Consider the following 26,177-nt stretch of genomic DNA (forward strand, 5'->3'; position numbering starts at 1 on the left):
CTGTTCTCGGCATCTAAGCCGAAGTCAGGCAGAAATTCCACTTATCTCCGCTGTCCAGATTTCCCGAACCACCTCTAACAGGCTTGTTATAAAGACCAGACCACCCAGTGCTGACAGCGCCATAAAAACCACTCGCCAGCCGAATGCTTCACCAATCAGACCGCCCAATGCCGGCGCGATCACAGGCCCAAGACCTTGGATGGTCATAAGAAGCGCGAATATTTGTGTTGCACGCACGCCTTCCGCAACATCGCGAACGCTGCTCATGGCGGTTACGATAGCCAAGGATGCAGAAAGCCCTTGAAAAAACCGCGCCGCAATAAGGCTTTCGGTCGATATGGCGAATGCCGCCCAAACCGAGGTCAGCACGAAGGCAACAATCGCAGAGAGCAATGGAATGCGGCGCCCTAAGGCATCGATAATTGGGCCAAAAATAAGCTGTCCACCGCCCATTGCGAGCAGAAAGACAGTCAATGTCAATTGCATTGTCGTATAATCGGCGCCTAGCTCCACTGCCATGGCTGGAAGCGATGGCAAATACATATCAATTGATGCTGGGCCGATCACAGCCAATAAACCAAGAGCGCAAGCTACGCCCAAAGTAGCTTGATCTGAGCGCGTGACAGTCGTCATAATACCTCACAATGCTGACATTGAGCGGACTAGGGTCACTATCTCATCAGCGTATTGGGGTCAGAACCCTAGGGTCAGGACCCATTAATTTGATGAAAATGGCATCTGAAATGACCAGATTTGCAAGGAGAGACGTGAGGACCGGGAATTCCCCCGGTTGAGCGGCTCGACGCAGCAGTTCGCCAAGTCATTTCGATGTCCGAAGGATGTGGTCCATCCGCCCGGCCTACTTCGTCGTAAAGTCTTGAAAATGAACCACATTTCCTTCGCCTTTTCTTCTCGTATCCGAACGGATGGCCTCACACCATTCCCGTCAAATTAATGGGCCCTGACCCTAGGTTGATTAATGTTCTGGCAGATCTTTTTAAATGTGGAATTTGCGCAGAGTTGCTGCTGCGTGGTTCACCACTGATAGCCATTGAACATGGTCTGGATCGACCAGACCCAGTCCCTGTAAGAAGAACAGGCCTTCAATTGCAAGGATAGCTTGCCTGATATCGCATCCACGCTCGGTTTCTTCATCAAAATTTGCAAAGACAGTGCGATAGAATTTTCGCGCAGGATCAGACACTGCGGGAGAGTTTGATAGCGCAGTCATCAGCAGCGACGCAGTTCTCAGATGAGTTTCTTCCTGGCTTTGTACCTCTGCGATATACGCAGCCAGCATGGCTTCTGAAGACCGGTTATTTGGCTCTGCCTTAGCGTCCCATGCGGCGATAAAACGCTGCAACTCACGTGCCAGTGCTGCACCTATCAATTCATCCTTGCTGGGAAAGGCATAGACCAGTCCACCCTTGCTAACCCCGGCGCGCTCTGCAACAGCGTCAAGCGTAAACCCGCGCCCTTCGCTTTCAACCATAACGGATTCAGCTGCATCCAGAACGCGATCGCGATCGATTTCTCTTGGGCGGGCCATTTTGCTTCCTCTTTATTCCATCATAAAGTTTCAGTGCCTGAACACATATTCAGATCCATCGGTAAAGCGATTGAGACGATAAATCGATGAATCGGCAGTTGTTTCTTGCCCGGCAATCATCTGCGCAATCATTTCGCCCGACGCAGGTGCTGTAGTCAGACCATTGCCTGAAAAACCTGTAATAACAAACAGTCCCGGGACGTCAGGAACTTCTCCGATATATTGTGTTGAATCAGGCGTTGCATCAATCATCCCTGCCCATCTTTGGCGTATTATAGCGTTATCATATTGCGGATAAGCGCGACGAAGACTTGCAAGTGCACGGTCGGCCTCTTGAGTATCAACATTTGCTGAAAGCATTCTGACATCTTCAAACGGTGAGATTTCATCGGCTGTCCACTTAGATTTTACATGTAAAGACGCAAAGAAATCGCTTGAACTACGAACTTTGATCAATCCGTCTGCATGTCTCAAAGCAGGCAGAAAATCGAAAAGGAACCGGAAATTGTCTTCGGTTATCGGTGAGTTATTCGTCGATACACCAATTGCTGTTTCACCATTTGCCATCTGTCTCCAGGCAAAATCTGGCCCATAACCTGCACCGGGCAGTGCATCGTCAATCCTGCTCACCCGTTGCATTGAAGAATTAATCGCTAGTTGTGGTAAAGTATATCCTGCATTCCGAGCGAATAATGATGACCATGCACCACCGGCAATAACAACTGCTTTTGCTTTTATAAAACCAAGTTCGGTGTGAACGCCTGCAACACGGCCTGCCTCACGCTCAATAGTCCGAGCGGCGACTGGCGCAATAATTTTCACACCTTCGCGCATCGCTCCGCGTGCTATGCGGGATACTGACCATGTTGGTTCCGCCGTGCCATCACTTGCCTGATAGAGCGCCGCGATGAATTTGCCGGAAGCCCCTGGAATGAGCGCATCAAGCTCATTGCCTGTGACAATGCGCAAATCCATTTGCGGCTGCACTTCAAGTGCGCTTGATAGCCAGCTACGGCTTGCTTCAACCTCTTCTTCGTTACTAAGCAGTGAGAAGTTTCCAGATTGACGAAAGCCTATATCCTCTCCAAAATGAGCGGCAAACCCTTGCCAGATAGCCTTGGACCGGTTCGTAAGCTCAAGCTTTCCAAGATCCCAGCCATTAGAGTAAATCCAACCAAATGCACGGCTTGACTGCTCGCCCGCGACGACACCTTTTTCAAGAACAACTGTATTTAGCCCGCGTTCATTGAGAAATAACGCAGTTGAAATACCGGCAATACCGCCACCAATAACCACAACGTCAGCGCTGGCCGGTAATTCATGTGACGTCTCGACAGGTTCGGCAAGCGGCACATCAGAAGGGGCTCTCCAACCAGGACTTGAAGCAAACATAGCGCCGCCCGTTGCGCCCACAAGCGCACCACCGAAAGCCAAGCCAGTATTCTTGATAAATCTTCTTCTGGAAATTGCCACCATCAACTCCTGCAAACCATTAAAGCACGGTTAAATAAGCTCTTGTTTTGACTTGATGGCATATATGACTATCCAGTCGAAAACTCAAAGGCTGATTTTCGCCATTGTCATAAAATGCGTTCACTTTAAGTTGTATATGGTGATAAAATCCGCAAATCCCGCTTTATGAACGGCTTTTCTTCACGCTGTTTTGCAGATGTTTTGCCGGCAATTCATTCTTTTGAGATATAATCCAGCGCTCCCAACTCGCGGCAAAAAATCTCAAATCAGCCTCAATATTGAACTGGGCAGTTGTGGAAAAGCGAACAGAGTTACCCATATCAAGAATGCTGACTTAACTCTCATTCGATACACGCATCTTTTGATGGTGTTGTTCGATTTTTGGAAAAGTAACTTCGATCCAGTCGGCAAGATCCCGGACTTTAGCTGCGGCCTCAAAACCCATTGGGGTCAGGCTGTATTCAACATGCGGCGGCACAACCTTGAATGCCTTGCGATCGACCATACCATCATTTTCCAGCCATTGCAGTGTCTGGGCAAGCATACGTTCGCTTACGCCCCCAATCTTACGACGAAGATCGCTGAAGCGCTGCGTTCCAGACTGTAACGCGATCAGCACAAGCACCCCCCAACGGCTTGTCAGATGTTTCAGAACCTCGCGCGATGGGCAGTCGGCAGCCATGAGGTTTCCGTGTTCAAGCTTATCCGAAAGGCTCAAATTGTTTTGTTCAGCTTCATCCGCAATATGAATTGAAATATTCACCTAACTTACCTTTATGTGCGTACTTCTTAAAAGTAACTATTGCCTATATACAGGATTGAGGAACAACAAAACAAGGGATTATTCAATGACTATCGCCGTAACAGGAGCAACCGGCCAACTCGGCCGCATTGTCATCGAAAAACTGAAAGCAAAGGTGCCAGCCTCGGATATTGTTGCATTGGTGCGTTCGCCGGAAAAAGCTGCGGACCTCGGTGTTTCAGCTCGCCCGGCAGACTATGTTAAGCCTGAAACACTGGTCGCTGCCTTGGCAAATGTTGAAACCGTGCTTCTGATTTCGTCGAACGAAATTGGTCAGCGTGCGCAACAGCATAAAAACGTCATTGACGCTGCTAAAAAGGCAGGGGTGAAGCGGATTGTGTATACCAGCCTGCTGCATGCAGACAACTCGCCGCTTAGTCTTGCAGAAGAACACCGTCTGACAGAAGCCGATCTGAAGGCATCTGGCCTTTCCTATACAATCCTGCGTAATGGCTGGTATACTGAGAACTATACCGGCTCTATCGGAGGCGCATTGGCTGGCGGTGCATTTATTGGCAGCGCAGGCGAGGGAAAAATCTCTGCTGCGCCACGCGCAGATTTCGCAGAAGCTGCCGTTGTAGCTCTCACTGGTGAAAGCCACGATGGAAAAACTTATGAGCTGGCTGGTGATACGGCCTGGACGCTCTCGGATTTGGCTGCTGAAATTTCCAAACAAACCGGCAAGAATATTCCTTATAAAAATCTGCCAGAAACTGAATATGCAGCCGCTCTTAAAGGCTTTGGCCTCCCAGACGGTTTCGCAGACGCCATCGCTGGATGGGATGCCGATGCTGCAAAGGGTGCTTTATTTGACGATAGCAAACAGCTCTCCAGTTTGATTGGCCGCCCAACAACTCCTCTTTCGGTTTCTGTCGCCGAAGCTCTCAAGTCCTGACGACTTTTAGCCCCCTGCTGCAAAAGTTGCTGCAGGGGGCATTGAATACAAATGATAAGACCTGATGACAAAACCGATCTTTCCCGCCGTTGGGCACAGTTATAAAACTGATTTTGGCGGCAGCAATGTCCTCCAAATCAAATTCAATCCCAATATTAAAATGGTTTTCATCAAGTTGGCCGAACCCACAATGGGTTCGTGGAAGCTGTGAAGCGTGCCTATAAACAAATCCGTGACGGCGTTTTTAGCCTATAAGCAATAGGCTGACAAAACCATAATCGTCCATGTGTAAGACTGCGGCAAGGGCAAGGGCAATTCCATTATTGCTGCCCCCGACGGTTCATTCTTCAACGGCTTCTCAAAATTAAATCGGTTCTCCTGAACCACTCAGTCTCCATATCAAGGAAATCCTCATGACCCTGAAATCTCTCCTTTCAACTGCAGCTTTCGTATCGACTATCATCGGCTCTTCATTTATTTATGCGGCCAACGCTGATACGCTTGACATTGCAGTTTATAACCCTGGCAAGAAAGGCATTTTTGCCGTTTCCTCGGAGATCGTGACAGGGCCGACTGAAGTCCTGCTTGTTGATGCTCAGTTCTCGAAAACTGATGCGCAAGCGCTCGTTGATCAGATCAAAGCAACCGGCAAGACACTGAAAACCGTTTATATCAGTCATAGCGACCCGGATTATTATTTCGGCCTCGAGACCATCCACGCAGCATTTCCCGATGTGCATATTATTGCGACGCCACAGACAGTTGCCGCAATTGAAGCGAGCAAGGATACTAAGCTTGCTCATTGGGGACCAGAACTGAAGGAAAACGCTCCGAAAGATGTCGTCGTTCCTGAAGTGCTGAAAGGCGATACGCTTTTAGTGGATGGTCAGGAAATTAAGATCATAGGGTTGGATGGGGCCACCCCCGATCACACCTTCCTCTGGATCCCTTCAAACAAGGCAGTTATCGGCGGCATTTCTGTTCTGGCGAATGAACACGTTTGGGTTGCTGATACACAGACACCCGGATCCCGAGAGAACTGGAAAAAGATACTTGACGCTATTACAGCACTTCAGCCGGAAAAAGTCGTGCCAGGGCATTATTTACTCAATGCTGACGGTAGCGAACCATTCACTCTTGCTGCAGTAGAGTTCACTCGAGATTATCTCAATGTATTTGAAGCGGAAGCAGCGAAGGCAAAAAATGCTGCAGATCTCATTGCCGCAATGAAAAAGCTTTATCCAGATCTCGCGGGAGAATCCGGGTTAGAAATTAGCGCCAAAGTCATCAAAGGTGAGATGCAGTGGCCATAAGATTCAGCTGACTGAATAAAGGGACCGGTGAAATAGCTAATTTCCCCTCGCCGGTCTTTTCATTATTCCAAATGAAACATTTGTACCTGTTGGCCACAGCCCACAGGTACAAATAGCCGATGTTCAAAAGCGATGGCTTTCGCATCATTCCTCTGGCACTTCACACAAGCTGTCGGGACCAATCGAGCTGCGTGATATGACCTGGAGCACAAATCGTGCGACCCCAAAGACAACTGCTGGAACACACCTCTATCGCGACCGTGCAAGCAGGCTGTTTGGCGCCGTAATTTCTAGCGCAACACAACGCGTCCGTCACTGTCTACTCCGTGAATCTGTATTATATTCTTCGCCAGATCCAAACCATCTGTTGCGATCTCTTCCATGGTTACATCCTTCCCAAAGATGCTCGACGCACCCCTTCTGCTAAATAAACGCAGTCGGAGAAGCAGCCATCAAATCACAACGATCCAAAGAGCATAAGGGCCGGATTTTAACGCGGCCCCTGTAATAAAGCGCGAGCTACACCTTCATTAGTGACAAGACGATTGACATAACCACCGCGCAAAATGGCCCGAATAATCGGAATTTTATTTATCCCACCTGAAACCAGAACCGATGCGGGTTTGAGTTTGAGCTTGTCCGGTGGTAGAGCAATGATAGAGTTATTGAGGAAATGATCAATCGGACGCCCCTGAGAATCAAGAAAATACCCCAGAAACTCACCGACCGCCCCAAGTTTCAGTACAGCATCAAGATTGTCCTTCACCACGCGAATATGCGTCAGTGAAGTTTCCGATGTGAGTGCTCCGCAAGATACAATACCAATATCGGCAATCTCGGTGCGCGCTAAAACATCTGTCAGTTCATCACTTAAAAGAATTGCATCGCGGCTTTCACGATTGGCGCAATAAATCGGTGCAGTGAGATAATGACACTCCACCCCCAAAGCGCGAGCAAAATCGGTCGCCACTTCAAATGTATTGGTTGAGGAACCACTCGTCACACCACCGGTGAGACTTACCACCCAGCTCTCCGGCTTTGGATGTGAGCGTAGACTTCTGACCGCAAAACTCAACGTGCGGCCTGATGCAATTCCAACCCCCATGTCGCGACCAGCGATCAATTCGCTTGCCATAATGCCTGCAGCTTCGCCAATCACACGTTTTTGATCGATATAATCGATGAGGTCGGGAACGACGACAACATCTTCCAGACCATAACGAGTAGCGACTTTCTCGGCTAACTCGATACAATCCACGAGAGGCAGGCTCACACTCACTTGTATCTGTCCGAACTCGCGAACCTGACCAATGATCTTATTGACCTTCAACCGCGTAATATTGAGCCGTTGCGCGATTTCCTGCTGGGTTTGGCCACCAATGAAATAGAGCCAAGCCACTCGCGCACGCTCTCGTTCTTCTTCAATCGATAAAAAGTATTCGCTCATTCAAAGGCCTTTAACGACAACGCTATGTCAAATTATTGCTGGCTATCAACTCTCCCCTTTAATCTATTTTTTTAATGTTGTGGTCAACTAGACGTATGCCTGACTGGGTTCATAAAACATTCAATCAAAGCCATAGTATTACAGCTGCTGCGATGCATATGTTTGAAAAAGGAGTAAGCGTAGTGGTCATATCATATGTGGATACATCTCCAATCTTTGTGTCTTCAGAACATGTTCTCGATCTTGTGACATCTGTGTATAGAGTGAACTATGCAAAGCTATTGATCGCCAAATATCTAATTGCTTTTCAGTTCCATCATATTGGCGTGCTGCTCGAATAATTTTCCATTATTGTCTCAAAGCATTCGCATATGGGAAATTGCAGCCAGTCTCGTCCGTAAATACACACACCATGCTCTGTTCACGCCACAACATCTTAAAAATCATTACGCAAAATCTACGTAGAGCATACAATCAGCTCCACTCCTGCATCTTCAATCATTTTTGCATTTGCATCAGAAATTCCATCGTCAGTAATAAGGGTGCTTATGCGATTAAAGGTCAAGGCACGAAGCCGCGGTCTTGCAAAGAACTTGGAGCTATCAGCAAGAACAACAACTTCACTTGCGCGTCCAACTACCATATCGATAACTCGGACAAGAAGCGGATTATTCTCCAGCAAACCTTCATCGTCTATTCCAAGTGTACCTAGAAAATAGCGCGATACATAAAACTCTTCGGCCCAGAGTTGTGGAGAATAAAAAATTGCAGGCTCACGATGTAAGTCACCACCCAATACATGTAGATTACATGTCGAACTGTTCCATATCGTATCTGCAACGGCTACCGAGTTTGTAATGACCTTAAGATTTTTAAGTGCAAGCTTCCGCGAGAAAAGAGAACAGGTCGTACCACCATGTATAAAAATTGTATCACCGTCGTTGCAATACTCCGCAGCGGCGGTTGCAATTGCTTCTTTCTGGGAAACATTGATGACCTGATTTTCAATATAGGGCTTTGAGCGTGAAGATGCTGAGCTGAGATTATCAGCGGTTGTAATTCCACCATGAACTTTGCGTATCAAACCCTGCTCGTTGAGCTTTGCAATATCACGGCGAACTGTGGCTGGTGAAACATCCAGCAAATCCACAATATCATTGACGCTTGCAAACTGCGATGTCGCAAGAATTCGAAGAATAGCTTCCTGACGCTCAAGTTCGTTCACACTGAATTTCCTATCAATTTTTTCGACACTATCAGCATTTTATAACGATGAGAAACCCATTGTGACTAGTGCAATACTGCTCAGGCTTTACGGCGCATTTTTTTCAATGCTGGAAGAACGCTTGCTAGATCCACCGGCCTTCCTTCGCCAAAGCCAAAATAGAGATCCCGGTAAATTTGAAACAATCTCTCATAGATTACCATTGCCTCAGGCCGGGGTTGTATAACGCGCATAGGCAAGCATAGAGCATCCTGAGCCTCTTCCAAAGTCGCAAATGCTCCAGACGCTAAACAGGCAAAGATACCCGATCCCAGACCTGTTGAAGCATCATCCGGGACCAGAACCGGGCAACCAAGTACATCAGCATAGATCTGGTTCAGAACTTCATTCTTTTGCGGAATGCCTCCGCCATTAATGACACGTTTGATAGGGATACCACCACTGCGTATACGTTCGAAAATGATGCGCGTGTGGAAAGCTGTTCCTTCAATTGCGGCATGTAATTCATCGGCCGCAGTATGATTGATGTCCCATCCCAGTGTTACGCCGCCGAGATCCGATCGAACGAGCACAGTGCGGTCACCATTGTCCCATGTCAGCCTGATCAAGCCAGTTTCACCCGGTGCATAATTTTCAAGACCGGCCGAGAGCGTAGCTACGTCACTTTCAGCACGACGAGCAATTGCTTCGAACAGATCTCCTGTAGCTGAAAGTCCAGCTTCGATTCCCATATGATTGGGGTGAACACTACCCGGAACAAGGCCGCACAGGCCAGGAACGACCCCACAATCTTCCGGACCAAGCGCTATAATGCACGTCGACGTGCCGACCACATTGACAACGTCGCCCATCTTGCATCCAACACCTATCGCATCCCAGTGAGCATCTAAAGCTCCAACGGGGACAGGAATACCAGCACGCAAACCCAGCCGTTCTGCCCAATATGGCGATAAATAGCCCGCTATGCAGTCAGATGTTTTATATTCCCCGGCGAGCTTGTCATTAATGCCATTAAAGAGTGGATCTATGCGCGTAAGAAAGTCTTGTGGTGGCAGCCCGCCCCAAGCCTCTCCCCACATCCATTTATGCCCCATCGCACAAATACTGCGTGTGACCTTGCTAATGTCTGATACACCGCAAAGGGTTGCTGTTAACATATCACAATGTTCAAGAGCACTGGCAAAGCGATCACGTTTGTCCGGGTTATGACGCAAAAAATGGAGTACTTTCGCATAACCCCACTCATGCGAGTAAACACCGCCGCACCATTCGATAGCCTCGATGCCATCGCGATGTGCGGCGGCTGTGATTTCTGCTGCTTCTTTGTGAGCACGATGGTCACACCAGAGATAATAATCATCAAGAGGGGTCAGTGTCTTATCGACCATGACGACGCTGGAACCAGTCGTTTCACAAGCTAATGCTTCGACACTTTCACCATCGATATCAGCACGGGAGATTGCTTCACGAACAGCGTTTACGAGCGCATTCATATGGTCGTCGTGTGATTGCGTTGCAAAATCTGGATCTGTGGTCGATCGCTTTAGTGGGTAACTGCTCGATGCATTCGACAAGATACCCTTTACGGAATCCATAATTGTTGCGCGCACGCTCAACGTGCCGAAATCGACACCGACAACAACACTCATAAAATGTCCTCCCAACGTCGTTCAGAAGCCTTATTGTCCGTAGCTGGCGTTGTCACCATGCTTGCGCAAATAATGCCGGTCCAGCAGACTTTGTGAAATCGGCTGAGCATCGGGATTAAGCGAAATTGTATGCCATGCCAGACGGGCAACTTCTTCCAGAATTAGTGCATTGTGCACAGCATCCGCAGGTTCGTTTCCCCAGACAAACGGTCCGTGCCCGGCAACAAGGGCCGCTGGTATAGACATCGGATCATAGTTCCCCAGTGCTTCCACAACCACATGCCCAGTCGCTTCCACATAGCGGTCACGAATTTCTTCATCAGTGAGGAGGCGTGTTACGGGAATCGTGCCGTGAAAATAGTCCGCGTGCGTTGTTCCGAAAGCCGGGATAGAGCGCTGGCTCTGTGCAAAAATTGTCGCATATGTTGAATGCGTATGTACAACTGCACCAATGGCAGGAACTGTTTTATAAAGAACAAGATGTGTAAGGAGGTCAGACGAAGGCTTTAGTTTGCCTTCAATGACGTTACCATCAAGATCTGTCACAACCAGATCAGCAAGCGACAGCTTGTCATATTCAACACCACTTGGCTTTATAACGATGCGACCACTTTCCCGGTCAATACCGCTGACATTGCCAAAAGTTGAAAGAACCAGTCCTTCCCGAACCGTTGCGAGGTTCGCCTCAAGGACCGCCTTTTTAAGTTCGTTCAAATCCATAACCCTACCGCTGACACTATGAGGATGGCACAGCCAGAACCATGATCAAATTCATTCACGCAACAATTCGAGCGAGATAGTCCTGATTGAGTTTGACAGCCGTAGCGGGGTCTCGACCTGCGTCATCCGATTCTTCTTCCCCAATGAGCCAGCCATCGAAACCGAGTTCATTATGAAGATGCGCGATAACTCCTGGAATATCGCAGTCCCCCGCCCCCATCATACGCCATACACCATCAGAAGATGCATCTTTGAGGTGAACATAAGCAATCCGTTCGTGGAAAAGCGATAACGTTTCTGGGATATCTTGCGCACCCCGAATAATATGGCCTGTATCTGGCACCCATTTTACGAGTGTTGGGTCCGTCGCAGCCATAATTGCTTCATATTGCGGGCGCGTCACAACAACAGAACCTTGATGACTGCTGGGGTGGAACGCCACAGGAATACCGCGCGCCTTACCAAGCTCTCCAGCTCGATTGAAAATACGCCCCGCAGTTTCAATGGCTTTTGCATCTCCTATACCCTGATGATCGGTCGGGCATCCAAGAGACAGAATTGCACCTGGAAAAGACGCGATGAAGTCCATTGCAGAAGAGATTGCGGTAAGCTCTTCATCCGCTTTTTCTTCAACAGTAAATCCACTCTGCGTCGAGAATGCATAAGCCACGAAAGCCAAGCCTGTCTCGGAAAGAAGATTTTTAAAATCCTCGGCATTTCGATCATAACCACCTATCATGTTATTGGTGATTTCAATCCCGGCATAACCTGCAGCACCAATCGCCCTGACGACATCGTCCGTGCTACCCGCCCAACCATCACCCAGCATCTCCCAGGTGAATGTTTGACAACCTATCTTCATATTAAAACCTCCTCCAAGGCGGGCTAATATCATCACAGTGTGATCATTTTTGATCTTATTTGATGTTTTTCATGCTTTTATAAGCTTATGTCAATGAAATTTTATCAATTGACAAAATTTCTCTCATTGATATGACGTTATTTGATCGCAATTAGTTAAAATACTTCTGCGGTCGGGAGAAACCGGTTTATTAGGAGATGGACCGGGATCGTTTTTTGGGAGGAAGATATGAATAGATTGAAAAAAATAGCTCTCGCCAGTGCAGCTGCCTGCGCCCTGATGGCAACACCTGCTGCTGCCAAAGATATAGTTGGCTTGATCACAAAAACCAATATCAATCCATTTTTCGTCAAGATGAAGGAAGGCGCAGAAGCAAAGGCTGCCGAATTAGGCGTCGAGCTTCGTTCCTTTGCTGGTCGCATTGATGGCGATAATGAAAGTCAGGTTGAGGCTATCGAAAATCTCATCTCTGCAGGCGCCAAAGGCATTCTTATTACTCCAAACGATTCAAAAGGAATTATATCGGCAGTCAAAAAAGCCCGTGATGCTGGCCTTATCGTTATCGCGCTCGATACTCCGCTTGATCCTATCGATGCTGCCGATGCGACTTTTGCAACTGATAACTTTAAAGCCGGCCAACTGATTGGTGAGTGGGCAAACAAAACACTCGGCGATGAAGCTGCAAATGCGCGTATTGCCTTCCTCGATGTCAGCAAGCTTGGTTTTACCGTCGATCTCCTGCGCGATCAGGGCTTCATGCAAGGCTTCGGTATTGATATTAAAGATCCGAACATCATTGGCGATGAAGACGATAAACGTATCGTTGGCCATGAAGCGACTGATGGCAATGAAGAGGGTGGACGCACAGGCATGGAAAACCTGCTTCAGCGCGATCCGACCTTGAATGTTGTTTACACCATCGCAGAACCAGTTGCTGCTGGTGCATATGAAGCAATCAAGGCTGTTGGCGCGGAAAAAGGCATCACGATCACTTCTATCGATGGTGGTTGTCCAGGTGTAGAAAATGTTCGTGCAGGTGTTATCGGCGCAACGTCAATGCAGTTTCCATTGCGTATGGCTGAACTCGGCGTTCAGGCTATCGTTGATTACGGCAAAACCGGAAAACTCCCGGAAAACACACCTGGCTTAAACTTTCTTGATACCGGAACACAGCTTGTCACAGATAAGCCTGTCGAAGGCCTGGATTCCATCACATCGGAAGAAGCACTCAAGCTCTGCTGGGGTTAATTATCTGATCTGTGGAAGAAGTAAGCACATCTTTCACAGATCACTGCTTTAAGTGAGTGCGTGATGGAAATTAATCATGCCTCTCATATTCCCCGATATACACCTTCGCAACACGTTGTGGCGAAGTGTGCTATCCCGGTCTCGCAAGACGTCGGTAGGAGGCGATGCAAGATGAGTCAAACAGAAACCACTCAACCCCAAGACGGCATAGCGTCATTTGAAGAGCCCGCTCCCAGCGTACTGCGTCGTGTGCAGCACTTTCTTCACAAAAATCCAACTGCCGTTCCCGCAATTGTTCTTCTGCTCGCAATCGTTCTATTTTCCATGATTGTGGGAAGCCGATTCTACCATCCGATGAACCTGTCGCTCATCATGCAGCAGGTTACGATCATCGGCATTCTGGCGATTGCTCAAACACTGATCATTCTGACTGCAGGCGTCGACCTTTCGGTTGGTGCTATCATGGTGCTCGCATCCGTTATAATGGGCAAGCTTGCTGTTATCGTCGGTTTGCCGCCTGCTGTTGCTTTCGCGATAGGCATCGCTACCGGTGCCGTCTGTGGATTCATAAATGGCTTCCTTGTTACATATGTGCGTCTACCGCCTTTTATTGTGACGCTGGGCACATGGAACATGTTCTTCGCGCTGAACCTCTGGTATTCATCAAGTGCGACCATTCGTTCGCAAGATGTGGCCGCGGCAGCACCTTTCCTTCAATGGCTAAGCACAAGTTTCACGATTGGTGGCGCACGCTTTACCTATGGTGTTATTTTCCTCATCATTCTTGCCGTCGTCTTTTGGCATATTCTCAATAGGACCGCTTGGGGCCGTCATGTCTATGCAGTTGGTGATGACGTGGAAGCAGCCCGGCTTGCAGGTATCCGTACAAACAAGGTTCTCTTGCAGGTCTATGTTGTTGCAGGCATCATTTGCGCACTCGGTGCATGGGCGCTGATAGGCCGCATCGGCTCTGTCAGCCCGCAGGCTGGACAGCTCGCTAATCTTGACTCCATCACTGCGGTTGTCATCGGAGGCACTAGCCTGTTTGGTGGTCGTGGATCCATTCTTGGCACCTTGTTCGGCGCCCTGATCGTTGCCGCTTCCCGCAATGGCCTTTCGCTCGCTGGTGTAGACGTGTTGTGGCAAGACTTTACTGTCGGTTTCCTTATCATCGTTGCTGTCGCACTTGACCAGTGGATTCGGAGGGTTTCTGCATGAATAATGTTCAACCAGTTCTTCAAGCTCGTGGTCTGGTCAAAAAATATGGCAACGTCACCGCTATCGACGCAGCTGAATTTGATCTCATGCCTGGTGAAATTCTTGCTGTTATTGGCGATAATGGAGCCGGAAAATCCTCGCTGATCAAGGCACTTTCGGGTGCTATTACACCCGATCAAGGTGACATCCTGCTCGATGGGAAAAAAGTTTCATTCCGTTCCCCTATGGAAGCACGCGAAGCCGGGATAGAAACCGTCTACCAGAATCTGGCACTTTCACCAGCCTTGTCAATCGCCAACAACATGTTTCTAGGCCGTGAAATTCGCAAACGCGGTTTATCTGGCATGCTATTACGCACACTCGATACAACCCAGATGGAAGATATTGCTCGTCAGAAGCTCAGCGAGCTTGGCTTGATGACGATCCAGAAAATTGACCAGACGGTTGAAACACTTTCTGGCGGGCAACGGCAAGGCATTGCTGTGGCACGTGCCGCTGCTTTTGGCTCAAAAGTCGTGATCATGGACGAACCAACTGCGGCGTTGGGTGTCAAGGAATCGCAAAAAGTTCTTGATCTCATCTTACGCGTCCGTGAGCGTGGCATGCCAATCGTGCTTATCAGTCATAATATGCCCCATGTCTTCGAAGTCGCTGACCGTATCCATATTCATCGACTAGGCAAACGCGCCTGTGTCGTGAAATCGACAGATATATCCATGTCAGATGCTGTAGCGATTATGACAGGCGCACAGCAACCACCATTGCCCGCCGCAGCCTGAAGAAAATAAAAATGACAGAAGCTATCAATATTCTTTGCTTTGGAGATTCCAACACCTACGGAACGGTGCCTATGCTTCATGCAGCGCATGCCGAACGTTTCGGATCCGACATTCGCTGGACCGGTGTTATGCGAAATAAGCTCGGCAGTGGGTATCACATCATCGAAGAAGGGCTTCCAGGGCGTACCACAGTTCATGATGATGCGATTGAAGGTGCTTCAAGGAACGGAAAAACTTATCTCTTACCTTGCTTGCACAGCCACAATCCAATTGACCTTATCGTGCTGACCCTAGGCACAAATGACCTCAAAACACGCTTCAACCTGACACCGGAAGACATTCGGCGTGGCCTTGAGGCCTTGCTTGATATCATTCACAAAAACCCATCTGGAAGAAATGGTGCTATCCCAAAACTACTCATTGTCGCACCAACGCCTATTGAAGAAATCGGCTTTCTTGGAGAAATCTTTCTTGGAGGCGCGGCCAAGTCGCGCAAGATTGCCTCTAAATATCACGAAGTTGCGCGGGCTTCCGGCGCCTCATTCCTTGATGCAGGGAGCCTTATTCGTGTGAGCAACGTCGATGGTGTACACTTTGATGCAAAGCAGCATGAAGTTCTCGGCAAAGCTATCTCTGAGAAAATACTTCATATCGTCAGTACAAAATAGTCCTCAAACTTCAGAGCTTAAAATGAGTAAAATGAGAATTGGCGTCATCGGTTGCGGTAACATTTCAATGACTTACATGCGCAATGCAGCGCTGTTCAACAATATCGAACTGACAGCCTGCGCAGATATTATTCCTGAAACCGCAGCCAAACGGGCTGCCGAATATGGCATATCCGCTATGACTGCAGAGCAACTGCTAGCCAGCCCAACTGTGGATATCGTTCTCAATTTAACCGTTCCTACTGAACATTATCCGGTAACGAAAGCAGCCCTTGAAGCTGGCAAACACGTATTTACCGAGAAACCTTTGGCTGTCTCAACCGAGCTTGGCAGCAAGCTGGTAGCACTGGCTGCGGAAAAAGGTTTGGCATTAGCATCTGCGCCAGATACATTTTTAGGAGCTGCAGGCCGTAAGGCGCACAATCTCATCAATGACGGTTGCTTAGGTCCAATTATCGGTGGAACTGCTTATATGATGGGCCACGGTATGGAACATTGGCACCCCGCTCCATCGTTTTATTATCAAGAGGGTGCAGGACCGATCCTTGATATGGGTCCGTATTATATCGCAATGCTTCTCAGCCTTCTCGGTCCGGCCAACCAGGTTTTTGCGATGACTTCTATCGGCAACAAAAATCGCACCATTACAGCAAATGGCCCAAACAAAGGCACAAGCTTCGGTGTTACTACAGAAACCACAGCGATGGCAGTTATACGCTTCGCTTCAGGTGCAATTGTCAATCTCGGTATTAGTTGGGATGTTTGGGCTCAAGGTCACCCATATATTGAACTTTATGGTCGCGATGGTTCGCTACGTCTGCCTGACCCTGATACTTATGGTGGTGATCTGCTTTATAGTGATCACGGTGGTGATTGGCAGACATTCAAATCTGAAGATAGTCTATTGGGCGTGATCAACTGGCCATACGATGCACCACGCATTGCGAATTATCGCACAACTGCTGTCGCCGAAATGGCTGATGCTATTGTCAACAAACGTAAGCCCCGTGCCACAGGCAGCAACGCACTTCACGTACTGGAAATTCTCGAAGCTATTCTAAAATCAGGGCGCACCAACGCTCCAGTGGAAATTAAATCGAGCTATGAACTCATGACGGCGATGCCTGATAAAGATATAATACGTCTGCTTGCTTAAAAAATTAGGCAGGCTTGAAAAAACTCTAGAGCCTGCCATTTTGATTTAGTCGCAATTAGAATCAGGATTCATTCCGTTTCGAGCTAGAAGAAACGGGGTAGCGATCATAACGGATGGCAATTCTTCGCCAATTTTTCAATCGTCCGAACATCATTTCAATACAATTGCGCCGCTTGTCATATTTGATAGGCTACTTATGGTGTTTACACCGCGGGATGCACAGCTTTATCTCTTTGTCTTTAACCGTTTTCTGCACCAATCGCATCATAGCTTCTGTCAGCAAGTAACCAGTCCACCTTCGATAACCTCCCAATAAGGGTTGCTTCGCCGGTATAATTGCTGATTTGTTCCGCCATGATGTGTAACGTGATGAGGCGCCCCTGTGCATCGGTGACACCGTGCAATTTGGTATTGATGCCACCTTTCGTCCGACCGATCAGTCGTCCATAGTCCCCTTTTTAACCGCAAGCTTGAAGCCGTATGGTGTGCTTTCAAAACCGTCTTCAAAAAGATCAAGTCGGAACTGATCTGGTGCACTGTGTTCCAGACCAGAAATAACGCAACCATAGCCATTGGTATTCGAGACGAAAAACCAAAAATTAGTGCAAGAAGCTCTCCACTAAATAAGGGAAAGTCCAATATGTACCCAGTGAATGCAGTGAGGGTCGGCATATGCTGAGAGTCGAAATTGTTCTAAAAAACGAACGGTTTGAATATTGCGATATTTTTCAACGCTGCCCATCTTCGCCTTTTATATCATCCTTCAACAACCCACCAAGTCTTGGATTAAGACGGCCTGAAGTTCCCATCACAAGGGCGAAAAGAATTTCGTCAGGTCGTGGAGCATCCTGAATACCGACTTCCATTGAATTAAAGTGGCTGCGGACATAACAGGCATGAATATAATGAACAGGCACCATAATACGATAACCTGCCTGCGCGACAGCTTTATTGGCCGGCACAATCGCCTTGGGTTGTCCCAACACTTGACGCATGGCCCAGCCACCCGCTTCATGCCAGACGGCACCATGTTCCATTTCTCCGTTCAGCCCTACGATAGCTGCTTTAGAATAGACCTCGATATTCTCCTTGCCGCCTAACGTCTCCACAAGTTCTTCGGCCAGATCATGGCCAAGTGCCCGTAATTCCTGCATAAATGGAAGCAGGTCTTCAACATAGCGCCCTGCATAGGGGTTTGCGACAACCGCCATGGCAGCAGCCATCTTCAATGGAACTGCAGGCTCTGGACCGAGTTCATGGAATGTTGTTTCAACTGTGAGACTTTTCTTTCTAATTCTGACCAATGACATCTATATTTTCCCCGTTTGTCTTCATTGTCTTGTAATATGTGTATTATTTCACACAGCTGCGCGTCCTAGGGTCAGGACCCTAGTGTGCGATAGATTTTCAGGCTATCCACATTCGGGCCGACCTTCCTGATCGTTTCATCCCACAACTCAGCCACATGTGCACTCATCGGCATATCAAGGCCGATACCTGCGCAGCTTTCGATAAAATTGCGAACGTCTTTTGCAATCAGACCTGTTGTAAAGCTCACGCTGTCATCATCGCGCGCCACGGTTTCAATCTTGTTCAGCGAGACATAACTTCCGCCACTCGAACTGTTGACCACCTCGTCAAATTTTTCGAACGAAATGCCAGCTTCACGTGCAAAACGCAGTGCTTCGGCAAAGCTGATAATATTCGCCGCAAGCAGGTAATTGTTTGCAGTTTTCATCACGTGACCATCGCCCACTTTTTCCAAAGATACGACTTTGGCCGCGAAAGCTTCAATGATATTCATCAATGGATTGAGAGTATCCAGACCGCCCACCATAACGGTGAGTTCGCCCTTCCATGCACGGACCAAACCACCGGAAACCGGCGCGTCGTGAAACGCTATTCCACGCTTTCCCAGAAGCTCCGCCAGACGTATCGTCTCGGTGGCAATACAGGAACTGCAATCTATAATCGTTGACTCTGCATGCAGTATCTCTGACAGACCATCAAGATTACCCCTGCCTTCTACAACGGTGGACACGACGTTGCTATCTGGCAGGCATAAGATCACAACATCGCAATCTGCCAGATCGTGCAGGCTCGATGAAAAATTGAACATTGCCGGGTCAATGTCCAATTCATCTGGAATTTTGGGTAGATGCGGGTCAACAACAGTGATTGGCCGACCAAGTTTTCGCACTATATTGAATGCGATTGGTAATCCCATTTTTCCTGCACCGACAAAGCCGATATTCATTTTCTGCTTCCTGAATTTGTTGCATTCTCGCATTCAAAGAGGTCTTCCAAGGCAAAACCTCTCACGCAATTTTAGCGCTGCTGATCCCGCCATCGACCTTGAAATCAGCGCCGGTAACATAGGAGGCGAGGCTTGATGCGAGAAATGCTGCGATGTTTGCCACGTCCTGCGGCTCTCCCAGTCGCTTCATTGGCACTTGCGCTGAGCGCTTAGCTATAATCTGATCAAAACTCTTCTCGTCATAAGATTGAGCAAGATTAACCCGGATGCGTGGCGTATCGATAAATCCGGGAGAAATTGAATTGGCCCGAATACCAAAGCTGGCATTTTCCTGGGCTATCATTTGTATATAATGGTTCATTGCGGCTTTTGACGTCGCGTAGAACGCATGACTGTAACCAAGATGACGATGAGACCAGGCTGAGCTGCTTGCCAGTATAACGCCGCTTTTACGCAGCCGCATGCCGGGCAGTACGGCTCGCGATGCCTGATGCAGGCCAACCAGATTAACATTCAAAACAGTTTGAAACTGCGCTTCATCGAGCGAAAGGGTGTCACTCGCAAACCCGATACCAACATTGTAGTAAAGAACATCAATTGTTTGAGGATCAATAGCTGACAGCGCCGTTTGCGTGGCATTATGATCAGCTACATCGAATACAGCAATGCTGGCCTTTCCCCCTTCCATATTCACCAACTCGGCAGTGGCATTCGCCGCTTCTTCGTCGCGGTCGGCAATAATCACCTGTGCACCGCAAGCGGCGAAAGTGCTGGCAACCGTCCGGCCAATACCATTACCCTCACCAAAGGTGCCACCACCAATGATCAATGCGCGTTTTCCGGAAAGATCAATCTTCATGTGCGCGTTCCACCTTTGCTATTTTCAAAGAGTTTTCGAGCGCTTCAGTGATCAGCCTGGCTTCACTACAAAGATATTGTCCAATTTCGTTGCGGCGCGTTTCGTCAAGGCGCGTACTCAAAGCAGCAACTGATAGTGCCCCTATCGGACGTTTGGAATCAGGATAATAGATAGCGACACCGATCGCAGACATACCTGTCAGCAAATCACCCTGGCTGACGGCGATGCCTGTTTCACGCGTAAGAACAACCCGTCTTCGCAGCTCACTTTCATCAATAGGAGAATAGCGGGAAAGCACAGGCATATAGTTTTTAAGATAGTAATCGACATAGTTATCGTCGTGTGCAGCCAACAGGGCCAAACCTACAGCACCTATACCAAGAGGCCAGATATCACCTTCTTCAAGCGATAAGGTTCGCACAGGAAAACTGCCTGTTATCCTGCGCAGACAGTTCATGTGATCGTTCTCGGCGAGCACAGCAAATGCGGTATCATCTGTCGTTTCACTCAGCCGCAAAAGAGCGGGTTCAGCAAGGCGGGCAAAGTTCTGGGATAGCGATCTGACGCCAATATCCATTAACCGGGCACCCAGAAAATAAGCTTCGCTTTGGCTGTCATAAGCAATGAAACCAACCGACTGTAAGGCTTTCAGAAGCCGGAAAGCGGATGGCTTTGGCAATTTCGCTAATCTGGCAAGCTCTGCCAGACTTACAGGCTTTGGATAGTTTACGGAAAGGCACTCAAGAAGCAGCGCATAACGCGCTGCCCCTTTATTAACGGCGGAAAACTCCGATGCCTGTTTGATCGCCATATCGTTCCTCCCCTATGATCTATTGAGGAATAGGATAAATGAGCTTTTCAGTAGCTACTTCCGCCGGTGCAACCGGAACCAGCCCTTTGCCCGGTTGGTTTTGCAGAACAATCGGTTCCATTCCGATCTGCTTACCCGTTTCATCAATTGCAAATTTTCCGCTGATCGTGGTGATCTTGCCCCCCATATCAAGCGCCTTTTGCTTCAAAACAGCCGGGTCTGTTGATTGAGCTTCACTGACAAGACGTTCCAATGCAACCGCTGCGCCATAAGCAAGCACCGTCTGGAAATCTTCAGAATATGAGGCATTTGGAAACAATTCTTTATAGCGGCTCACGAATTCTTCATTATTGAGTCCGTCAGTGATGTTCCATTTGGCGTTTGGACTATATTGTGTGTGGCTAGTGATAAATTCGGCCAGCTTGCCCAACTCCATAAACTGGGGTGTTGAGCCATACATAAAGTACACATTATTGAAATGAATATCGAGTTCCTGCATTTGCCGGGCCATAAGGACACTGTCGACCTCATAGCTATGCGGGTAGAAAGCTTCTGCGCCAAGCGCTTTTGCTTTTTGCAACAAGACAGAGAAGTCTTTTGTGCCTTTCTGGTAGGTCTCGTCCATGACCACCTCAAAGCCCATTTCTTTTGCATCTTTCACGGCTGCAGCAGCCAGACCTGCCGGGAAGGATTCATCCACATGAATAATGGCAATCTTTTTAACGCCGGCATCCTTTAAAAGACGAAGATTGGTACTTGGGATGAGCGATGAAGGCACAACTGCTGATACAATATTTTTATAGCCTTGCTGGTAAATCTCATCAGCAGATGCCGACCATGACATCAGAAATTTGTTGTTACGTTCTGCAACTGTTGCCGCAACGCCTGTCAGGGTTGAACCAAAAGGTGCCATCAGTACATCGACATTATTGCCAGAAATCAGCGTTTCATAAACACGCGGAACCATGGTTTTATCAGAGCGGTCATCCAGAACAACAAGCTCTACAGGACGCTTCTCGCCATCAAGTTCAATACCTCCACGTCGATTGACATCATCAACCCACATACGAACGCCACGTTCACCGGATTGCGAAGCAAGCATGAAGTTGCCGCTATTTGAAACCGTTATACCGACTTTAAATGGCTCTGCGGCCTGTGCCTGTAAACCAATAGCTACAAAAGCGATTGCAGATACGGTCATCATAAAAAATTTTCTTCTGTTCATTTTTATTCCCCTTTTATTGTTAACAATTCAAACTCTGATCAAGACAGCTTCGCCCTGGCCAAACCCTCCACAAATGGCACATAAAGCGAGCCCGCCACCCCTATGGCGCAATATATTGGCAGACTGCTGAACAATACGGATACCCGATGCTGCGAGCGGATGGCCGATAGCGACCGCTCCACCATAGATGTTCGTTTTCGCCCGCAGCGCATCCAGATCGGTATGAAGTGCCTTCGCCATAAGTGCTGTGCTAACCAAAGGCGTTGCGGCAAAAGCCTCATTGATTTCGACAACTGAAATGTCGTCAATATTCAAGCTGTTACGCGCCAGAAGACGCATCATTGCAACCTGAGGAACAGAGGTTCCCTCCTGAATATCACCAGCAACCTGAACGCGATCCACAACTTCTGCTATCGCGGTGGCACCGGTCGCTTTCATGGCATCACCCGTCATCAGTACCAGTCCTGCGGCACCGTCCGACAGACCGGGGGCATTGCCTGCTGTAATGGTTTCAGAACCATTCACTGTCGGCAGGTTTGCCAGTTTCTGACGGTCGGAGTTGGCGCGCGGCCCTTCATCAGCAGTGTCTGACAAGCCAGGTTCAGGTGGTGAAAAAACAAGATCATCATAGAGACCAAGTCCTTTACCTACGAAGTATTTCTGATGGCTGGCGAACGCCCAGTCATCCTGCATTTCGCGGGTAATACCGTAATGAAGCGCTTCTTCTGACGTATATTGTGCGATCGTTTTGGGCGAGACACGACCACCAAGCAATAACGGGTCCGTCAGGGCCATACTGGCAATTTTACGCTCATTCCCGCGTGAAATCAGCAATGGCGTGTTCGACAGACTTTCAACACCGGCGATATAAGCCTTATCACCACCACCCGTTTTGAGTTGCGCAAATGCCGCCGATATTGCCGTCATTCCCGTACAACATGCTCTATCCACAGCAATGGAAACAGTTCTATTTGGTAAATCAGAGCCAATCAGCATCTGCCGAAGAGCGGTCAGATGAACGCCGCCCATAAGCCCTGATCCTCCGATTACGGTATCCGGCAAAGTTGCCTGAGGATCTCTTTTAGTCAGCTCATTCAACAGGGCTGCACCAAGGTCCACGACATCAATGCCAGCAAGTTTACCCTTAAACCGTCCAAATGGAGTCCGCGTCATTGCGGTAATGAAAACACCACTCATTGACCCTGCTCCTCAAGCCAGATTTTTAAAGCTTTTTTGTCAATTTTCCCCGTTGCCGCCTTCGGCAGCTGCGGCAGGAGATGAAAGACTTTGGGCGTTTTGATGCCAAGAACCGGCTTCAAAGACTGACGTAATCTGTCGACGGATAATTCTGCACCCTGCTGCGCTGACAGAACACAAACAACCTTCTCACCCCATTCTTCATCGGAGATGCCCATGACAGCGACTTCGTCTACCTCAGGCAAAGCGGCAACAGCTGCTTCCACCTCCATCGGATAGATATTAAAGCCTCCCGAAATAATCATATCTTTGGCACGCCCGACGAGCCGGAATAGGCCGGGTGCGATTTCGACACCCAGATCCCCGGTGAGAATTTCATTCCTGCGATAAGCGGCAGCGGTCTGTTGCGGATTGTTCCAGTATTCCAGCATGGTATGCGGACCGCTCACGCAGATTTCACCAACCTCGCCGATTGCGCAGGCTGTGCCGTCTTCAGCCCGGATTGCGACACTGGAAAAAATATAACTTCGGCCAATCAGACCAGCTTCATGGTCATGTTGCTGCTCCCGTGCAAGATTATAAAAAGCACATGTCATCATCGCTTCGGTCTGGCCGAAATTCAAAACGACACGTCTGCCAAAGATGCTTATTGCCCGTTCAAGTAAAGCCGGACTGGTTGGAGCGCCTCCGACACCAATCCATTTCAGGGACTGGCATAGCGGATGATGATTGCCCACTCCTTTGATGATCCGCGACAATGTCGTTGGAACGCAGGTGATGATTGTGATTTCATCCTGTTGCGCAAATGCGAGCATTGCGTCGACATCGCCAGCATCAAAAACAGCAGCTCGCGCACCGCGCAGCAGGCCAGCATAGAGATAGCTCCATCCTGCATGGGTAAGTGGACCAATGAAGGCGAGTGTATCTGTTGCCGATATATCGCGATCAATCAGCATATTCGCAAAAACATAATGCCAATTGGCATGGGTGAGTACCACGCCCTTCGGCTTTCCTGTCGAACCTGATGTATATGTTATGGAGCATCGTGCGGCAGGCGAAAGCGCATCAGAGTTTGTGTATGAATCATCGCTGATCGAAGCGAGTGTTGCCGCTTCGATTGCTTTTATTGCAGGCGCCTGTGCAAGCAGCCCTTCAGTTTCTGCCTCATAAACAACCAGTTTCGGCGAACAATCCGCAAGCAAAGCCGCAATTTCGGCGGGCGTTGCCTTGATGTTGAGTGGAACCCTGATTGCACCAATCAATTCAGCTGCGAGCGAAAGCGTGATGAAGTCGAGTGTATTGCCACATAGCAATGCAATACGGTCTCCACTCGACAAATGCCTGGTCAGCTCTTTCGCTTGCCGGGATATGCGCTCAGCAAGGCCATTATAATCCAGTGTGACACCACAGATCACAATGGCAGGACGCTCACCGTATTTTTGACAGGCTGCGAGAAGGTCTTTAACCGGAACCATCACACCACCTCTTTCAAGCCGGAGAGACTTGCTTCTATCTCAGCAGAAAGTGCAAATACGAGATCATCATCTCCATGCTTGCCGATCACCTGAACAGAATGGCGCAACCCCTCCTGCGTTACCTGTGCAGGAATAGCCATCGCACAAAGATCAAGATAATTGACGACACGCGTGAGATCGCCAAGTGGCATGGCGCGTTCGATGATCTCATCCAGTCGTGGAGGTAAAACGGGTAGCGTCGGAAACAGAATGGCGTCAATGCCCTCCATCTGTTGCTGCATTTTTGCAATATAATCATCCCGGACGAGCCACTCCGCAGTTGCATCAGCTTTCGAAAAGCGTTTCGCGTCCGTCAGTCGATAATTCACGCCGCGATCAAGCCCTTCAGGAGTGCTTTGTAATATGTCACCAAAATGCTCAACGGCCTCCTGACCAATCAGCACGGCTGTCCGGCTCAGCACTTCATCGACTTTCATTGGAAAGCGAAACGGCACGAGATCAAACCCCTTGTCTCGCAATTGAGCGCAGCTGTGATCGAAGGCCTTCATGACACGCGAGCTGTAACTGCCATAAGCTTTCAGATCGGCGACACCAATACGAAGTTGTGACCGGGATGCTGGTATTGAGCGTTCTGTCTGAGACGACATGGCCGCAAAAAGTGTCCAGCACTCCCCGACACTTCTCGCCATCGGGCCCACAACATCAAAACGCGCACATAGCGGAACCAGATGATCAGACGGGATCAGGCCACTGCTTGGTTTGAAACCGGCCAGACCGTTTGCACCTGCCGGAATACGAACCGATCCACCCGTATCCGTCCCCAATGCCAAAGGAACCAGACCAGCCGCAACCGCAACGCCTGAACCCGATGATGATCCACCTGGAACCCTGTGATGCACATCGTCCAACGGATTTCGGGGTGTTCCTGTAGCGGTATTCGTTCCCCAGCCACCAAAAGCAAACTCGACCATATGTGTATGGCCAATAATGATTGCGCCCGCTTCTTTCAGCCGCGCCACAATCGACGCATCGCTATCAGCAATATTTGCAGGCCGCATAAGCGATCCAGACGTCGCACCATGACCGCAAATATCGATATTTTCTTTCACCGCAACCGGAATTCCATGCAAATGTCCACGCCACAGGCCGTTGGCAATCTCCGCATCAAGATAAGACGCCTGCGCACGTGCTTCATGCGCAAAAACAGAGCGGAAAGCATGATAATAAGCATTCTTCTCGGCGATTTTTTCGAGAAAAATTTCAATCGTCTCAGCGACACTGCGTGTGCCGGTGCGGATCGCTTCCGATAATTCAGAAACCGTATACATCGTAACGTCATGCATTGGAAT

General features: G+C 48.8%; 24 protein-coding genes and 1 pseudogene. 7 read left to right on the forward strand and 18 right to left on the reverse strand.

The window, feature by feature from the left end; translation table 11 throughout:
* Positions 1-24 precede the first annotated feature (24 nt).
* The 4 genes from FHY56_RS14995 to FHY56_RS15010 all read right to left on the reverse strand — a co-directional run bounded on the left by FHY56_RS14995 (position 25) and on the right by FHY56_RS15010 (position 3,704).
* Positions 25-633: an MFS transporter gene (locus tag FHY56_RS14995; protein ID WP_140905965.1), complete on the reverse strand. Its 609-nt coding sequence runs from the start codon at positions 631-633 to the stop codon at positions 25-27.
* 364 nt (positions 634-997) lie between these two features.
* Complete coding sequence (locus FHY56_RS15000; protein WP_140905966.1) at positions 998-1,549, reverse strand: TetR/AcrR family transcriptional regulator; 552 nt, start codon at positions 1,547-1,549, stop codon at positions 998-1,000.
* Positions 1,550-1,579: 30 nt separating this feature from the next.
* Entirely contained in the window at positions 1,580-3,025 is a 1,446-nt protein-coding gene (locus tag FHY56_RS15005; RefSeq protein ID WP_140905967.1) for an NAD(P)/FAD-dependent oxidoreductase, read from the reverse strand.
* A gap of 331 nt (positions 3,026-3,356) precedes the next feature.
* Complete coding sequence (locus FHY56_RS15010; RefSeq protein ID WP_140906037.1) at positions 3,357-3,704, reverse strand: winged helix-turn-helix transcriptional regulator; 348 nt, start codon at positions 3,702-3,704, stop codon at positions 3,357-3,359.
* Between the two features lie 166 nt (positions 3,705-3,870).
* On the opposite strand from FHY56_RS15010, the gene FHY56_RS15015 reads away from it, so the two are divergent.
* Positions 3,871-4,719, forward strand: coding sequence for an SDR family oxidoreductase (locus FHY56_RS15015; RefSeq protein ID WP_140905968.1), 849 nt, complete (start codon positions 3,871-3,873; stop codon positions 4,717-4,719).
* A 413-nt stretch (positions 4,720-5,132) separates the two neighbouring features.
* Positions 5,133-6,032 carry an MBL fold metallo-hydrolase gene (locus FHY56_RS15020; protein WP_140905969.1) on the forward strand — a complete coding sequence of 300 codons (900 nt, stop codon included), beginning with the start codon at positions 5,133-5,135 and terminating at the stop codon, positions 6,030-6,032.
* A gap of 490 nt (positions 6,033-6,522) precedes the next feature.
* Here FHY56_RS15020 and FHY56_RS15025 read toward each other — a convergent pair whose 3' ends face one another.
* The 5 genes from FHY56_RS15025 to FHY56_RS15045 all read right to left on the reverse strand — a co-directional run bounded on the left by FHY56_RS15025 (position 6,523) and on the right by FHY56_RS15045 (position 11,935).
* Positions 6,523-7,479, reverse strand: a complete 957-nt coding sequence (locus FHY56_RS15025) for a sugar-binding transcriptional regulator (RefSeq protein ID WP_140905970.1) — start codon at positions 7,477-7,479, stop codon at positions 6,523-6,525.
* 457 nt (positions 7,480-7,936) lie between these two features.
* Positions 7,937-8,704 carry a DeoR/GlpR family DNA-binding transcription regulator gene (locus FHY56_RS15030; protein WP_140905971.1) on the reverse strand — a complete coding sequence of 256 codons (768 nt, stop codon included), beginning with the start codon at positions 8,702-8,704 and terminating at the stop codon, positions 7,937-7,939.
* An 80-nt stretch (positions 8,705-8,784) separates the two neighbouring features.
* Complete coding sequence (locus tag FHY56_RS15035) at positions 8,785-10,353, reverse strand: ribulokinase (protein ID WP_140905972.1); 1,569 nt, start codon at positions 10,351-10,353, stop codon at positions 8,785-8,787.
* Between the two features lie 30 nt (positions 10,354-10,383).
* A complete protein-coding gene (gene araD, locus FHY56_RS15040) occupies positions 10,384-11,073 on the reverse strand; it encodes an L-ribulose-5-phosphate 4-epimerase AraD (RefSeq protein ID WP_140905973.1) in 690 nt (229 codons plus the stop codon).
* A gap of 55 nt (positions 11,074-11,128) precedes the next feature.
* Positions 11,129-11,935, reverse strand: coding sequence for a sugar phosphate isomerase/epimerase family protein (locus FHY56_RS15045; protein ID WP_140905974.1), 807 nt, complete (start codon positions 11,933-11,935; stop codon positions 11,129-11,131).
* Positions 11,936-12,163: 228 nt separating this feature from the next.
* On the opposite strand from FHY56_RS15045, the gene FHY56_RS15050 reads away from it, so the two are divergent.
* The 5 genes from FHY56_RS15050 to FHY56_RS15070 all read left to right on the forward strand — a co-directional run bounded on the left by FHY56_RS15050 (position 12,164) and on the right by FHY56_RS15070 (position 17,004).
* The gene (locus FHY56_RS15050; protein ID WP_140905975.1) at positions 12,164-13,183 is read left to right on the forward strand and encodes a sugar ABC transporter substrate-binding protein; all 1,020 of its coding nucleotides are present in this window, start codon (positions 12,164-12,166) and stop codon (positions 13,181-13,183) included.
* A 171-nt stretch (positions 13,184-13,354) separates the two neighbouring features.
* Positions 13,355-14,401, forward strand: coding sequence for an ABC transporter permease (locus FHY56_RS15055; RefSeq protein WP_140905976.1), 1,047 nt, complete (start codon positions 13,355-13,357; stop codon positions 14,399-14,401).
* On the forward strand, positions 14,398-15,180 hold the full coding sequence (locus FHY56_RS15060; RefSeq protein ID WP_140905977.1) for an ATP-binding cassette domain-containing protein: 783 nt from the start codon (positions 14,398-14,400) through the stop codon (positions 15,178-15,180). Before FHY56_RS15055 ends, FHY56_RS15060 begins: the two co-directional genes overlap by 4 nt.
* A gap of 11 nt (positions 15,181-15,191) precedes the next feature.
* Positions 15,192-15,848 (forward strand): SGNH/GDSL hydrolase family protein, encoded by a 657-nt coding sequence (locus FHY56_RS15065; protein WP_140905978.1) that lies wholly within the window; start codon positions 15,192-15,194, stop codon positions 15,846-15,848.
* The gene (locus FHY56_RS15070; protein WP_158447770.1) at positions 15,790-17,004 is read left to right on the forward strand and encodes a Gfo/Idh/MocA family protein; all 1,215 of its coding nucleotides are present in this window, start codon (positions 15,790-15,792) and stop codon (positions 17,002-17,004) included. The genes FHY56_RS15065 and FHY56_RS15070 overlap by 59 nt, the downstream gene beginning before the upstream one ends.
* Before the next feature lie 61 nt (positions 17,005-17,065).
* Here the strand turns inward: FHY56_RS15070 and FHY56_RS18210 are convergent.
* From FHY56_RS18210 to FHY56_RS15110, 9 genes and pseudogenes are all read right to left on the reverse strand, one after another.
* Positions 17,066-17,505, reverse strand: a pseudogene (locus FHY56_RS18210) (transposase); the annotation flags it as partial.
* Positions 17,506-17,732: 227 nt separating this feature from the next.
* A complete protein-coding gene (locus tag FHY56_RS15075; protein ID WP_140905980.1) occupies positions 17,733-18,314 on the reverse strand; it encodes an amino acid synthesis family protein in 582 nt (193 codons plus the stop codon).
* A 71-nt stretch (positions 18,315-18,385) separates the two neighbouring features.
* Positions 18,386-19,261 carry an NAD(P)-dependent oxidoreductase gene (locus tag FHY56_RS15080; RefSeq protein ID WP_158447771.1) on the reverse strand — a complete coding sequence of 292 codons (876 nt, stop codon included), beginning with the start codon at positions 19,259-19,261 and terminating at the stop codon, positions 18,386-18,388.
* A gap of 61 nt (positions 19,262-19,322) precedes the next feature.
* Positions 19,323-20,120, reverse strand: coding sequence for an SDR family NAD(P)-dependent oxidoreductase (locus FHY56_RS15085; protein WP_140905982.1), 798 nt, complete (start codon positions 20,118-20,120; stop codon positions 19,323-19,325).
* The gene (locus FHY56_RS15090; RefSeq protein WP_140905983.1) at positions 20,110-20,931 is read right to left on the reverse strand and encodes an IclR family transcriptional regulator; all 822 of its coding nucleotides are present in this window, start codon (positions 20,929-20,931) and stop codon (positions 20,110-20,112) included. Before FHY56_RS15090 ends, FHY56_RS15085 begins: the two co-directional genes overlap by 11 nt.
* 19 nt (positions 20,932-20,950) lie before the next feature.
* Positions 20,951-22,135 carry an amino acid ABC transporter substrate-binding protein gene (locus FHY56_RS15095; RefSeq protein ID WP_235889514.1) on the reverse strand — a complete coding sequence of 395 codons (1,185 nt, stop codon included), beginning with the start codon at positions 22,133-22,135 and terminating at the stop codon, positions 20,951-20,953.
* Between the two features lie 48 nt (positions 22,136-22,183).
* Complete coding sequence (locus FHY56_RS15100; RefSeq protein ID WP_140905984.1) at positions 22,184-23,353, reverse strand: thiolase family protein; 1,170 nt, start codon at positions 23,351-23,353, stop codon at positions 22,184-22,186.
* Positions 23,350-24,828: a class I adenylate-forming enzyme family protein gene (locus FHY56_RS15105; protein ID WP_140905985.1), complete on the reverse strand. Its 1,479-nt coding sequence runs from the start codon at positions 24,826-24,828 to the stop codon at positions 23,350-23,352. Before FHY56_RS15105 ends, FHY56_RS15100 begins: the two co-directional genes overlap by 4 nt.
* Complete coding sequence (locus FHY56_RS15110; RefSeq protein ID WP_140905986.1) at positions 24,828-26,171, reverse strand: amidase; 1,344 nt, start codon at positions 26,169-26,171, stop codon at positions 24,828-24,830. The genes FHY56_RS15105 and FHY56_RS15110 overlap by 1 nt, the downstream gene beginning before the upstream one ends.
* Positions 26,172-26,177: the final 6 nt, after the last annotated feature.

It is taken from the genome of Brucella gallinifaecis (assembly GCF_006476605.1).
Classification (GTDB): Bacteria; Pseudomonadota; Alphaproteobacteria; order Rhizobiales; family Rhizobiaceae; genus Brucella; species Brucella gallinifaecis.